Genomic DNA, 12,521 nt, shown 5'->3' with positions numbered 1-12,521 from the left:
GCGGCAAGGAGCAAGCTCCCCTGCCTCGGCTGGGGCGATCCGTACCGCAGCGCAACCGCCCGCGCAAGATGGTGTTTCAATTTAGCTGAAGCGCGTATGCGGCTGCCGCACCCGAAAACCTGCGTTTAGGCTCAGGTTTCAGGCAGGAAAGAAACCAGATCGCCACCGTGCCATTCGATGGTTCCGGCGAGTTTCAATCCCAGCAGTATGGTCCGTACCTCTTTCGCGGAGGCCTCTGACATTCTTACGATTTCGTCAACCGAGATCGGCACCGGTCCCAAAAGCTCGAAGACCCGCGCCACCAAATCGTCGTGCGGGACCACGGCCGGTCTCCTTAAAGAGGGGTTCTCTCCCGTCGACTGGGGATCGACACAAGCTGTCGCGCCCATGTTCGGCTCGATCCGTGCCGTTGCCGAGGGCGCCCCCGCCACTTCCGCAAGATCGAGTTCGTCCCACAATGGTTCCTGCGGCTCGGCGCCCACGTCGGGCTCGGAAAAGCCAAACGAAGCCTGCTCGCGCGCCAGGTCTTGCTCGGCTAGGGCCTCGATCACGTCCTCCGCCTTGGTGCAGAATGTCGCACCGTCACGCAAAAGGTCATTGGCCCCCTCGGCTCTGGGGTCAAGCGGCGAGCCGGGAACAGCAAAGATTTCGCGGCCCTGTTCGGCCGCAAATCTTGCGGTAATCAAGGAGCCGGAGCGGCGGGCCGCCTCGACGACGATGGTCGCCCGGCATAGGCCCGCCACAATGCGATTGCGGCGGGGAAAATCGCGCCCTCGCGCCTCCCAGCCAAACGGCATTTCGCTGACCGCCGCGCCCTCTTCGAGGAGCCGTTCAAGCAAGGCTTCATGTTCGGCCGGATAAATATTGCCCAGCCCTCCGGCAAGAACGGCGATGGTTCCGGTTTCCATTGCGGCTTGATGCGCCCGCGCATCGATTCCTCGGGCCAGACCGGAAACAATGACGTGACCGGCGCGGGCAACCCCACGCACGAGCTGCGACGTAAACGCAAGTCCGGCCGCGGAAGCATTGCGCGAACCGACCACCGCAATCATGGACCGCCGGAGGCTTGCAAAATTCCCGCGCGCCGCGATCAGCGGGGGCGCCCCAGCGATCTGCCGCAAGAGCGCGGGATAATCTGGCTCCCAGAGGCCGAAGAATCGCGCCCCCTGGCGCCGGACCGCGTCTAGTTCCCGGTCGACGTCTTCAAGGGTCGCGATGCGAATTGGGCGTCCCGCTTGGCCCCTAGCGATCAGGTCCGGCAAGGCCGAAAGAGCCGCTCCGGCGCTACCGTAGCGGCTGAGGAGAAGCTGAAATGTACGGGGGCCGATGTTTTCCGACCGCACGAGCCGCAGCCAGTCGAACCGCTCGGCATCGTTCAGTTCGACAAGCTGTCCCGTGGGTAGCGGCATCAACCGCGCCCGATCCGCGATTCGGTGCCCGCAATGAGGCGCGAAATATTGGCGCGGTGCTTCATCCACAAAAGGATCACCATCAGAGCGAACAAAAACGCCGCGTCGGTTCGGCCCAAAACGAAAAGCACGAAAGGGGTTAGCGCGCTTGCCGTCAGCGCCGCGGCGGAGGAGTAACGGGTGAGCGCCGCGACCGTAAGCCAAACGAGGCCAAAGGCGAGTGCCGCCGGCCATGCCACGGCCAGGAGGCAACCCAGAAACGTCGCCACCCCCTTACCGCCGCGAAAGCGCAGCCATGCTGGATAGAGATGGCCCAGAAAGGCCCCCAGCGCCGCCAACAGCACAGCTTGACCGGGTGCAAAATACGCGACGACCGAGACCGCCAGCGTACCCTTCAAAAGATCGAGGAGAAGGGTCATCGCGGCCAAGTCTTTGCGGCCGGTGCGCAGAACATTGGTGGCCCCAATGTTGCCTGACCCGACCGAACGAAGATCGGTGGTTCCGGCAAGCCGCGTCAACAGGAGACCGAAAGGAATTGAGCCACAGAGATAGCCAAAGAAAAAAGCAAAAGCGCTCTGAAGCACGTCGGTAGAACCAATCGCTGGCGAAAAAGGAGCGATCAACCTAGCTGGCCGCAAGCTAAGCGGCAACCGGTCCCTTTTACTCTTGCGTCCTTACTCCGACCTGTCGCTGGACGCTGGCCGCGGCCCGCCATGTCCGACGGGAGGTCGGCGGTTGTCGGAAAGCCTTCACGATTTGCCACACCGCCCGAGGGCTGCAGGGTTGGCACCTTACCTGCATCCTCATCCCAGTCATCAGCGGCAGAGCGACCCTAACCGCTTTCATCCTCTCCATGCAAAGTGACTGGGAGCACCATGATCGAGCTAACCGCAGCCGACGGACATAAATTTTCAGCCTATCGCGAGGATCCATCCGAGGCGCCTAAAGGCGCCGTTGTGGTTCTTCACGAAGTCTTCGGGATCGATCCGCATATCAAGAAAATGGTGGCAAGCTTTGTCGCGCGCGGCTATGTCGCGATCGCCCCCGCGCTCTTCGATCGGGTAAACCGCGACGTGGCACTGCCATATGACGAAGCGGGACTCACCCAGGGCCTGGAACTCAAGAGCAAAGTGGACCTCAAGGATGCGCTTGCCGACATTCAGGCAACTGTCGATTCGGTGAAGGATGTCGGGAAAGTCGCGATTGTCGGCTATTGCTGGGGCGGCTATCTCGCCTATCTCTCGGGCAACAAAGTGAGCGGGCTTGCCTGCGCCATCGGTTATTATGGCGGCGGAATCACAAATGAATTCCAAGAGAAGCGGAAAATCCCAACCTTGGTGCATTTCAGCGAGGAAGATCCTCTGATCGCGCCGGAAGAGATTGTCCACTTCCGGGCCGCTCGGCCAGATGTCAGCGCTTTCACCTATCTGGCGGGGCATGGCTTCAACTGCGATGAACGCAGCAGCTATAACGAGGTAGCCGCTACCAAAGCCCTTGAGCGCACGCTGTTCTGGATCGCCCAATATGTGGAAGGTCAACCGCCCATTCTTCTGAAGAACGCGGGGGCCTATGCGGCTGCGAAAACGGAAAAGAAGAAAAAGCCGGCGGCGGCCATGGCGGATGGACCGCCCGAATGAGTGCCGGGATCAAATGCTCAGCGAACCGATGATCGACGGGGACCATCGTGAGCGTGATCAAGCATGAGTTCGGCAAGAAGAAGCGTCAGTCGGCACGCCGCCTCAGAACGCTGTTAAGCCTGGATGCGCTGCACGAAGCGAATGTCCTGGCGAATCCGGTTCCCTATCTCGAACGGGCGAGCGAGCGCATATTCCAGCTCGAAAAAATCTTGTTCGAAGCCGCTCAGGCGAGCGAGCCCGTGCCGGGGCAGCCCCTTTCGCGGGAGACGGTTCAAGTAAGCAAGGCGGAATATCAACGCCTCTTAAATTGCCGGGCAATCATCGAACAGGCGCTCGCCGACCTCGCAACGCGGGGCGATTCTTAAAGCCCGATTCCCTTCGGAGCTCGGCAGGGAAGCCGTTCGATAAAATCATCAAGAAGTTCGGACCCTGATCCTTGATCGGATCTTGGCCCGAACCCTATTTGCAAGCGCGCCAAGGCACAAACTTAGTTTGCCGCAGGCTGCCATTTGTAGAGATCGCCCCAGCCGCTTTCCGCCGCGCATTCATGCTTGAAGCCAAGCTTCTGGAGTTCATCGGCAAGACCCAGCTGGTCTCCGGTTTTCACACTGGCAAACACCGGAACCTTGCGGTCTTGTACTTCCGCGACCAGCGAAGCCAAAACCCCTTGATCGCGGTGGGTCGGTGCAATTGCCGCATAGGAAACGTGAACCGCCTCACCGTTCCTAAAACCCCATTCGAAATCGTCCCGGCGCACAAGCAATGCCCCAACGACGGCTTTGTCCTCGCCGATAACAATCGGCGAAAGGCCGGAGGTGCAGCACGCCATGATTTCGGTCAAGACGTTTTCCTGGCTGGCCTCATTCCCGAGATCAAACGGGATCTCGTTTGCAGCTTCTTTCAGCAGGCCCCAGATGTCTTTTAGATCGCTCAACGCCGCCGCGCGTTGCTTCAAGTCAGCCATGATTTTATCCCCAGAACGGAAAAGAAATAGCTAGCACAAAATGGAGCCTCGCGCGCGCAGAAATCAATGAGGCTTGGACTAAATTTCGCTGTCGTACGGACAGCTTGCGGAGCTTAACATTGCGCTTGGCATGATTGTCGCGTTCGCAACATTGAACATGACAATCACCTGTGAATCGGGCGCGGCAAGAAATTTGCTCTCATGCCAGCATCGGCTCACCGATGGTCGATGAGTTCAATCAATGAGGATGTCGCATGCCGGTCGCGGAAGGTTTCTTTGTGGATTGGGATGGAAATGCACGCAACACCCTGGATCCGGGTGGCGGATATCTCTGTGAAACCGATCCTGTCGCACGCTATGTCGCGATTACCACAAAGGGCGGCACCCTTGTGCATGAAGGCACCTTCTACAAAAGCCTTGCGGATATAGAGAAGGCTGGAATCAGCGCGTCGCTTGTCCCAGGCTCGCATCCATGGGGCCGCGCGGAGGACGGATTTTAAGCTGAGTTCAGTCAAGAGGAGATCTGGCAATGCTTCCCACGACCATTCTCGTCGACGAAGCGCCCCGATGCGTCGTGCGCCCGACCGACATGAAAGATCTCAATCGCTTCATTCGCAACGGGAAGACCTATCTGCTGGCTGAAAACTCGACCGGCAAGATTACCCATCGCGGCGCGGACGAAACGGAAGCCGCGCAATGGCAGAAGGGCTTGGCCCTTCATAAAGCCTGGGGCGGCGCGGACGAGGACTTTTTTGGGATCCCTTTATAGACCTCACGGACGATGTGCGCCCATATCGTGGGGATTGTCCGCTTGGTTGCGCATCCAATCGGCGAGCTTTGCCAGCAAGACGTAAATCTCCTGGCGGGCTTCGACATCGGCAACGGTCTCTTCCAACGCGCCCTTCATGCAAAGCAACCAGGCATCGCGTTCCGGCGCGCCGATCTTGAAGCCCATATGCCGCTGGCGCAGCCGGGGATGGCCCTTTTCGGCCGAATAGAGTTTTGGACCTCCCATCCATTCGCAGAGATAGCGCTTGAGAATATTTTTGGTCGGCCCGAGATCGTCGGCGTGCATGGTCCGGATCACCTTGGCTTCCGGCAGCGTCTCCATCCTCCGGTAGAAGCCCTCGACCAAACGGTCGATGACAAGCGCACCGCCGATCCGCTCAAACATTGAAACCTCAACCGCGACGTCAGACATCCTTCACTCCACACCCTGTCATATGCGCGCCGCGGTCCGAAAGAACGCGGTGCAAGATCTCCCAATCCGTGATCGGAAGCGAGCAACTCTCGCCGACACAGACATAGGCCGTCGCCAAATTGCCGACCCGTGTCTTTCCCTCCGCAGGATGCCCCGGCGGCACCTCCTCATCCCCTTGGATCCTTTGTAAGACCCGATTGGGGACACAGAAGGTCTCCACCTCTCGCAACAGCGCCTGCGCTCCCTCACCGTCACAGATCGTGATTTGCACGGCATTGAGGAGAAAATCCATCCCCGACAGAAGAGTGGCGAGCGGAACGGCGTGGCGTACGGCCTCCCCCACAAATGCCCCGATCTGCACCTCGGACTGGTCGCGATAGCCAGGCTTGCCTGTCAAATAATAAAGATTCGCCAAAACCTCGACCATCATGCCATTGCCGGAGGGGGTTGCATTGTCGGCCGCATTGCGGATGCGGGTAATGAGATCGGCGGCATCATGCGGCGTCGAGAAATAGCCGCCCCGCTCTTCGTCGCGGTAATGCGCCCCGAGCAGAGCGACCCAGCTCTCGGCGCGGGCGAGATAGAAATCCGCACCCGTCGCCTGATAGAGCGCCAGCGCGGCGCGGCTCATATTCGCATAGTCATCGAGAATACCCGGGTGCACGCGGCCCTCGCACCAGGAATGGAATAGGCGGCCGTCCGCTCCCGTCATTCTGGTTTCGATGAAGGAAAATGCCTCCCGGGCCGCGTCCAGCCATTCGCCCTTGACGAATGCGCCGGCCGCAAGACACAGTGCTGAAATAGCCAAGCCGTTCCAATCCGCCAGGACCTTGTGATCCCGCCCCGGCCGCACACGCTGTTCGCGGACCGCCCAAAGTTTTTCGCGGCATGCGGCGAGTTTCGCTTCGGTCTCCATATCCATCAGCTCCGGCATATCCGAGCGGTTGAGAATGGTCTTGCCTTCCCAATTGCCGATGCGATGCACGTTGTAATGCCTGTTGAAGAGAGGCGCGTCGGGTCCAAGAACCGCCCCCACCTCGGCTGCCGTCCATGTGTAGAATTTGCCTTCCTCATGTTCGCTGTCGGCATCGAGCGCCGCGGCAAAGGCCCCACCTTCGACGCGCATTTCCCGCAGCATCCAGCCGATGGTCTCGGCGACCCGCGCCGCATAAAGCGGATTTTTGGTTTCCTGCCAGGCCCAGGTCAAAAGCTCGATGAGCTGGGCATTGTCGTAGAGCATTTTTTCGAAATGCGGGATCAACCAATCATTGTCCGTCGCATAACGCGCATAACCGCCGCCGAGATGGTCGTAAATGCCGCCTTGCGACATATGGTCAAGCGTCAGCAAGACTCCATCGCGCAAACTCGCGTGGCCGGTGCGCTTGTAGCCGCGCCACAGAAGGGCCAGCACGGGCGATTGCGGAAATTTCGGGGCTTGTCCCAAACCGCCTTCGACCGGATCGATCAATTCGGCGATCTTCAGACAGATTTCGTTCAGCGTGTCGGGCGTGAGCATATTGTCGGGCGGCGGCTCGGACAGTTTGCGCAAGCCATTGGCGAGAATGCCGGTGTTTTTTGCCACCGTCTCTTTTTCCTGGCGATAAACTCCGGCAACTTTCTTCAACACATCTGCAAATGCCGGGCGGCCATATTTTTTCACAGGAGGGTAATAGGTGCCGCCCCAGAAAGGCTCGCCCTTGGGCGTTAGAAACATGGTCAGCGGCCAGCCGCCATGCTGGCCGAGCAGCGACAAGGCATTTTGATAAATGGTATCGACGTCGGGCCGCTCTTCCCGATCGACTTTGATCGGGATGAAGAGCTCATTGATAAGCGCCGCCGTCTCGGCATCTTCGAAGCTCTCATGCGCCATTACATGGCACCAATGGCAGGCCGCATAGCCGACCGAAAGCAAGATCGGCATGTCCGCCGCTTGCGCTTTCGAGAGCGTGTCCGAACACCACACATGCCAATCGACCGGATTGTCCTTATGCTGCAGAAGATAGGGGCTCGTTTCCTGCGCCAACCGGTTTGTCACCCCAGATCTCCTGCCACATCCCATTCCGGGCGACCGCCCCGCCAGATCTTAAGCAAGGATCTCACCAACGCGCATGATTGATCGCGTGCCTTCGGCGTGAGGAAGATCGGCTCCCCGGCATGCGAGCCACACGCGCTATTCGTTCATATTCGGAAGCAGGATTACTTCGGCCGGCGCCGCTGGACCCAGAGCCGCGACGAAATCCAACGCGCTGACCAGCGACAACCCCCCGTCGCTTTCCATCAACACGACCGCGTCTTTCGGCATCCTTGCGAGTTCTTCGATCAATTGAGCGACCGTCACCGCTCCCTCCTCCGCCATTTGCGATCAGGCATCAGAACCCGAAAGCTGCACACCTTTTTCGTCGAAGTTCATGACGACCGGATCCTCCTCCAACATGATGATTTCAGCCGATTTAAGGGTGCCGTTCGGGTGGTACTCATAGCGATGGGCAAGTTCGACCTCGCCATAAACGACCTTCTCGAAACTGGTCAGCGCACCCGCCGTGTTGAAATAGGCGCGGATAAACGTATTGCGATTGGAAAGGGCAGTTGCCGCGATCGGGTTCACAAGATTGAAGGGCAGTTTGACACCGGTATAAGATACGAAAAAGCGACAGTCCTCGGGCATTTCCTCCGCCATAATATCCTCCAGACTTTGGGTCGGCGAGCGATCAGTCGGGATGGATCATGATCTCCATGGTATCGTCAAGCTCTTCGAACGGATCCGGCTCACCGTCGTCCTCGACGAGCTCGACGCCGGAAAGGCAAACATCGCCCTGGACGACCGCCAGCGAGATGGGCTGGAGGCTCGATTCCTTACAAGGTCCATCGACACAAAGCCCGGTTTCGATCTCGAATTTGGCTCCATGCCGGCCGCATTTGAGAAACTTCCGCTCGGCATCGAAAAATGTTCCGGCGCCCACATTGAGCCAAAGCCCCTCATGCGGGCAGGTATTCACATAGCCGAAAAATTCCTTTGCATTTTTTCGTACGATCACGATCGGAAAAGGCCTGTGTTCTCCGGTGTCGTTGACCCGAAAGAGACTAAATGCTTTGGCCGTGCCCGGCTCGATATTGCTGGCGGCGCAGATCACATAAACCTCAGCATCCCCCGATGACATTCCTTCACCTCTATCCGCCGAGTTATTAACCCTTGCCACACCCTCTTATGGGGTACGAACCTCTCGAGCGCCCATGTATCTCAAAGGGCCGAGAGCGTCCTTGGACCTGCAAGGACCGGATAATTTTCCCGCAGAACGCGCTCAAGCTTCTTACAAAGGCTGTTGTCGCCGGCCGCGCCTGGACCCACAAAATCGGTTCCCTGATCCCAGATCTCAAAGAAGCAGTGCAGCTTTGCTTCATAATCCGCGTCGGGAATTGTGGTCATATCATTCAGCTGCGCTACCCCGTCACTCGTGACTTCGAGGCGCCAGCTCCGGTCATCCTCAACCGAGCCGAGCAGCGAGCTCACATCGGTCACGGACCAGTCATTTTTGAGATCGAATGCCATTTTCGTCTTTGTCGCAAATGGAACACGGATTCTGGACGCGCTTTGCGGACGCCTCCTCGCAAGACCTGCGGTGACACGGCATTTGCATGAAGCATGCCGGGCACGCCTGAGCGGTCCCGCTGTTGCGCCCCATCCCTCAAAAATGCGGACGAGCAAACATGAAATTCTACATGACACCTGGATCCTGCTCGACCGGTATTCACATCATCCTGGAAGAGCTGGAGGAGATTTTCGAAGTTTATATCGTGAACCTGCCGGCGGGCGATCATTTCAAGCCGGACTATGTCGCGATCAATCCAAAATCGACGATTCCTGCGCTCATGCGCAAGGACGGCAGCACGCTCACCGAGGTGCAGGCGATCGCCTACTGGCTCGCGCGCACCCACCCACGCGCCAAATTATGGCCCGAGACCCCCGACCTGGAGGCAAAAGCTCTCGAGACCATGGCCTATGTCGTGGACACCATCCACTGCCAGGGCTTTGCCCGCATCTTCGCCACCCCGACCTTTACCCGCAATCCGAGCGATCATGCGACGGTGCGGAAGCTTGGCCGCGACATCATCGAGAAGGGATTTGCCATCCTGAACGACGAGATAAAGGCCAAACCCTATGTGATCGGCGATTTTTCAATCGCCGATCCGATTCTCTTTTACGTCGAATTCTGGGCTGACAAGGTCAAGATTCCGCTGCCAGAACATCTCGCCGCACATTATCGCCGCATGCTCGCCCGCCCAGCGGTGCGGCGCGTCCTCCGCGAAGAGGGCTATAATCCGGATGCCTTAGGCATGTCCGGTGATGTCATGGTCGCAAGCCCGGAAAGAGCGCACCAGCCCGCAGCCCTTTAGGACAGATACCGAATGCGCAGAACCAATAGTGATGAGCCTCGAAAGGAAAAATCATGACCGAGATGGCCACCGTGGACGACCGCAATCAAGATGACATGTCGCGCAAGGCGGGGTGCTACCTCTATGTCGATACGAGGCTTTGGCTGGACAATGACGTGGTGCACCGGGCCGACGGGCCGGCGGTGATTTTCCCCGATGGCGTCGAGCGTTGGTATCTCAACGGGAAAGAAGTGACCCGCGACGTAAAAACCTATTTCTTCCAGAATAAATGGCCGGTCGAGCGCGGCCTCGATACGTCGGAAAAGCTGGCTCAGTTCTCACTGCATTTTCTGAAATAATACAAACTATAAGCCGCTCTGCGGGTGGACTTGAGGCGCAAGCGCCCCTTGCGCATCCTATGCGCCGGGGCGCTCTCCTCACCACCTTCCCTCGGCGCGCTTACGCTGCGTTCGCCGTTCTCAGCGTATCGACTACGGTCCGCGTCAGGCGAAACACGCCGCGTCCACCCGAGAGTGGCTGATACTCATTGCCAGCATTGTCGCTTAAGCAATTGAACCAATCCTGCGGGCTCAACGCCGGCGGCCGTTCGCTGATCTCGACGACGGTGCCGTTCGGCGCGAAGCGCACATGAATCATAACTTTTGCCGAATCCATCTCTGCCTCCCAACACTCTACATACCGGAGCCAAAGCCTAACAGCTCGACCTTGATATTCTCCGTGCCCAGCACTTTGGCCTGACAGGCGAGCCGCGATTTCGAGCCCACGCCAACAATGGAATCGAGCTTCTCGTTTTCCTCGCGAGCGATCTTGGACACGCCCTTGCGTCCTTCATGCACGAAGATATGACAGGTCCCGCATGAAGCATTGCCGTCGCATTTGTGATTGAGATCCTCTTCGGCTGCCAGGATCGCCACAAGCAGCGTCGTTCCCTCCACAGCTTCGATCGTCTTTCCAGATGGCATAATCGTAATCAATGACATTGAAACATTCCTCGTTTCTCTGACGTCGTTTGCACGACTCGGTTGGTTTAATAAATCGCCGCCCCCGCGCCGACATTGATCGACGCGTCCTTCATGGTCGCGACGATGAATTCGATCTGATGCTCCGTGAGATGCGAATGGAACGGCAATGCGACCGCGCGATCCGCCACTTTCTCGGTCACGAGATAGCCACCCCGACGATAGCCCAACTCGAAATAATGCCGCTGCAAATGGAGCGGCGTGCAATAAGCGGCGGCTTCGATCCGTTCCACTCGCAAATCTTCGATGATCGCGTCCCGGCTCGAGCGTGAAAATCGCGTCCCCAGATGCACGAGATATAAAAACCAATTCACTTCGGTCACATCGGGCGCCACATACGGGTCCTTGATCCCCTCGAAGGATTGGACATAGGCGTAGTAAAGCTGCTCGGTGAGGCGGCGGCGCTCGAGGATCTCGTCGAGCCGCTTCAACTGGGCCAGACCAAGCGCGGCCGAAAGATTGCTCATCCCGGCCTGATAAGGCGCCGTCGCGGTGACGACAACGGAAGAGCGTTCCTGAAGGCGATGCGAGCGATGCCGCCGCAAGGCCACCGCGACATCTACATCATCGGTCACAACCATGCCGCCCTCGCCGCAGGTGAGCGGGGATGGCTGCGAAAAATCGAAAATCGCGGCATCGCCAAATGTACCAACCAGCGCGCCTTGATATTTGGAGCCGATCGCTTCGGTGGAGTCCTCGATGAGGATCAGGCGGTGTGCCTTCGCAACGGCGCGCAAGCCAGGCCAAGCCGCCGGATGCCCGTTGTTGTTGCAGGCGACAATGGCGCGCGTCTTCTCCGTGATCCGCGCTTCGACCTTCTCGGGAACCAGCGTGCCGGCCCAATAATCGATGTCCGCAAACACCGGCTTTGCACCCGCCAGGCTGATCGCGTGGGCGGTTTCCCGGAACGAATAGGGCGACGCAATCACCTCCTGGCCGGGACCGATGCCATAGGAGAGAAGCGTAATCAGAAGACCGATGGTGCCGCTCGGCACGGCGACCGCATATTGGCGACCGACATATTCCGCGAAAGCTTGCTCAAAGGCCTCGACGGTCGGTCCAGTCGACAGCCGCGGAGAGCGCATGACAAGATCGACAGCTTCAAGCTCGGCCGTCGTAATGTCGGGATCGGAAAGCGGAATAAACGACGAGTCCGCTTCCTCGCCGATAAGATCGTTCAGTTCGTCGTTAACATCTTGCACGAGATCCGGATTTGTCATGCGACAGCGCTCCGTCGTGCCAAAACAATTCCCGTGGCACGCGCGGGATCCGAGGTGATTTGGGCGCAGTGATCGGCGCTGTTCACCAAATGGATTTCAAACCGCTCGTAAACGCGAAACGGCTCCTCGGTCACATCCGTCGCATCGCAGCAGGTCCAGGAGAGATGCGGAAGCCGGCGCCGCAATTCGCTGAACGGACTCGCATTGGGGTCCGGCGTCACCAGCAACGCATCTATCGCCGTTAAATCATCGACACTCAAGGCCATGAATCCACTCTGACTTTTTTCAAGCAAATACCCGTTGCAATTTTACTGCCAGAATTTCCGTTCGGGATCGGTGTTCAGCCGATCCAACACTTCCGGCAACCGCAAAGCGGTGCTGTGGAGTTCCCATGTCCCGTTACGATGATCCTTTCGATAAAGCTGCCACGAGCTCTGCTGTTCGTCATATTGCAGCAAAGCGACGTCGATGATGCCGCCGTCGGCGTCGATGTTGCGCGAACAACAGGGGCTCTCGATTCGATAACCCTTGGCGACGGCGAGCACTTTTGGCAGAACGTAGCGGTATCGCTTGCGCGCCCGAAGCGCGCGCTCGATGCGTTTGCGGTCTAGATCGTTGGGATGGGGAAACTGTCCCACCTTTATTTCACTGAGAGCCGCTGCTTCCATGGCGTCAATCT

20 protein-coding genes are annotated in these 12,521 nt (G+C 58.5%); 6 read left to right on the top strand and 14 right to left on the bottom strand.

The genetic code is table 11. The annotated features are described in order from the left end of the window. Positions 1-131: 131 nt before the first annotated feature. Together dprA and CU048_12790 are read right to left on the bottom strand one after the other, a co-directional pair. A complete protein-coding gene (gene dprA, locus CU048_12795; GenBank protein ID QBR72001.1) occupies positions 132-1,409 on the bottom strand; it encodes a DNA-protecting protein DprA in 1,278 nt (425 codons plus the stop codon). After that, positions 1,409-2,008, bottom strand: a complete 600-nt coding sequence (locus tag CU048_12790) for a glycerol-3-phosphate acyltransferase (protein ID QBR72913.1) — start codon at positions 2,006-2,008, stop codon at positions 1,409-1,411. The genes dprA and CU048_12790 overlap by 1 nt, the downstream gene beginning before the upstream one ends. Before the next feature lie 276 nt (positions 2,009-2,284). Between CU048_12790 and CU048_12785 the strand changes: the two genes are divergently transcribed. Both CU048_12785 and CU048_12780 read left to right on the top strand, forming a co-directional pair. Then, positions 2,285-3,046, top strand: a complete 762-nt coding sequence (locus CU048_12785; protein QBR72000.1) for a carboxymethylenebutenolidase — start codon at positions 2,285-2,287, stop codon at positions 3,044-3,046. A 47-nt stretch (positions 3,047-3,093) separates the two neighbouring features. Next, positions 3,094-3,411, top strand: a complete 318-nt coding sequence (locus CU048_12780) for a hypothetical protein (GenBank protein QBR71999.1) — start codon at positions 3,094-3,096, stop codon at positions 3,409-3,411. 122 nt (positions 3,412-3,533) lie between these two features. Here the strand turns inward: CU048_12780 and CU048_12775 are convergent, their stop codons facing one another. Further along, positions 3,534-4,010, bottom strand: coding sequence for a hypothetical protein (locus tag CU048_12775; GenBank protein QBR71998.1), 477 nt, complete (start codon positions 4,008-4,010; stop codon positions 3,534-3,536). Positions 4,011-4,264: 254 nt separating this feature from the next. Here CU048_12775 and CU048_12770 point away from each other — a divergent pair, with 254 nt between their 5' ends. Both CU048_12770 and CU048_12765 read left to right on the top strand, forming a co-directional pair. Continuing rightward, on the top strand, positions 4,265-4,510 hold the full coding sequence (locus CU048_12770) for a hypothetical protein (protein QBR71997.1): 246 nt from the start codon (positions 4,265-4,267) through the stop codon (positions 4,508-4,510). A gap of 29 nt (positions 4,511-4,539) precedes the next feature. Continuing rightward, positions 4,540-4,779, top strand: coding sequence for a hypothetical protein (locus tag CU048_12765; GenBank protein ID QBR71996.1), 240 nt, complete (start codon positions 4,540-4,542; stop codon positions 4,777-4,779). A 3-nt stretch (positions 4,780-4,782) separates the two neighbouring features. Here CU048_12765 and CU048_12760 read toward each other — a convergent pair whose 3' ends face one another. From CU048_12760 to CU048_12735, 6 genes are all read right to left on the bottom strand, one after another. Beyond that, complete coding sequence (locus CU048_12760; GenBank protein ID QBR71995.1) at positions 4,783-5,211, bottom strand: globin; 429 nt, start codon at positions 5,209-5,211, stop codon at positions 4,783-4,785. Beyond that, entirely contained in the window at positions 5,204-7,270 is a 2,067-nt protein-coding gene (locus tag CU048_12755) for a thioredoxin domain-containing protein (GenBank protein QBR71994.1), read from the bottom strand. Before CU048_12755 ends, CU048_12760 begins: the two co-directional genes overlap by 8 nt. A 111-nt stretch (positions 7,271-7,381) precedes the next feature. Next, on the bottom strand, positions 7,382-7,567 hold the full coding sequence (locus CU048_12750; protein QBR71993.1) for a hypothetical protein: 186 nt from the start codon (positions 7,565-7,567) through the stop codon (positions 7,382-7,384). 6 nt (positions 7,568-7,573) lie between these two features. Then, complete coding sequence (locus CU048_12745; GenBank protein ID QBR72912.1) at positions 7,574-7,876, bottom strand: hypothetical protein; 303 nt, start codon at positions 7,874-7,876, stop codon at positions 7,574-7,576. A gap of 43 nt (positions 7,877-7,919) precedes the next feature. Beyond that, positions 7,920-8,369, bottom strand: coding sequence for a (2Fe-2S)-binding protein (locus tag CU048_12740; GenBank protein ID QBR71992.1), 450 nt, complete (start codon positions 8,367-8,369; stop codon positions 7,920-7,922). An 80-nt stretch (positions 8,370-8,449) separates the two neighbouring features. Then, complete coding sequence (locus tag CU048_12735; GenBank protein QBR71991.1) at positions 8,450-8,758, bottom strand: hypothetical protein; 309 nt, start codon at positions 8,756-8,758, stop codon at positions 8,450-8,452. A 158-nt stretch (positions 8,759-8,916) separates the two neighbouring features. Here CU048_12735 and CU048_12730 point away from each other — a divergent pair, with 158 nt between their 5' ends. Together CU048_12730 and CU048_12725 are read left to right on the top strand one after the other, a co-directional pair. Then, complete coding sequence (locus tag CU048_12730) at positions 8,917-9,603, top strand: glutathione S-transferase (GenBank protein QBR71990.1); 687 nt, start codon at positions 8,917-8,919, stop codon at positions 9,601-9,603. Between the two features lie 53 nt (positions 9,604-9,656). Continuing rightward, positions 9,657-9,941 (top strand): aldehyde dehydrogenase, encoded by a 285-nt coding sequence (locus CU048_12725; protein QBR71989.1) that lies wholly within the window; start codon positions 9,657-9,659, stop codon positions 9,939-9,941. A gap of 100 nt (positions 9,942-10,041) precedes the next feature. Here the strand turns inward: CU048_12725 and CU048_12720 are convergent, their stop codons facing one another. Genes CU048_12720 through CU048_12700 form a run of 5 tightly spaced genes read right to left on the bottom strand, consistent with a single transcriptional unit; the run spans position 10,042 to position 12,510 of the window. Further along, a complete protein-coding gene (locus CU048_12720) occupies positions 10,042-10,257 on the bottom strand; it encodes a hypothetical protein (protein QBR71988.1) in 216 nt (71 codons plus the stop codon). 17 nt (positions 10,258-10,274) lie between these two features. Next, positions 10,275-10,583 (bottom strand): ferredoxin, encoded by a 309-nt coding sequence (locus tag CU048_12715; GenBank protein QBR71987.1) that lies wholly within the window; start codon positions 10,581-10,583, stop codon positions 10,275-10,277. A 47-nt stretch (positions 10,584-10,630) separates the two neighbouring features. Beyond that, a complete protein-coding gene (locus CU048_12710) occupies positions 10,631-11,842 on the bottom strand; it encodes an aminotransferase DegT (GenBank protein ID QBR71986.1) in 1,212 nt (403 codons plus the stop codon). Beyond that, the gene (locus CU048_12705) at positions 11,839-12,108 is read right to left on the bottom strand and encodes a hypothetical protein (protein ID QBR71985.1); all 270 of its coding nucleotides are present in this window, start codon (positions 12,106-12,108) and stop codon (positions 11,839-11,841) included. Before CU048_12705 ends, CU048_12710 begins: the two co-directional genes overlap by 4 nt. A gap of 42 nt (positions 12,109-12,150) precedes the next feature. Then, positions 12,151-12,510 carry a hypothetical protein gene (locus CU048_12700; GenBank protein ID QBR71984.1) on the bottom strand — a complete coding sequence of 120 codons (360 nt, stop codon included), beginning with the start codon at positions 12,508-12,510 and terminating at the stop codon, positions 12,151-12,153. Positions 12,511-12,521 lie beyond the last annotated feature (11 nt).

The organism is Beijerinckiaceae bacterium (assembly GCA_004564215.1).
Taxonomy (GTDB): domain Bacteria; phylum Pseudomonadota; class Alphaproteobacteria; order Rhizobiales; family Beijerinckiaceae; genus Methylocapsa.
This window is presented reverse-complemented; position numbering and strand designations above follow the sequence as displayed.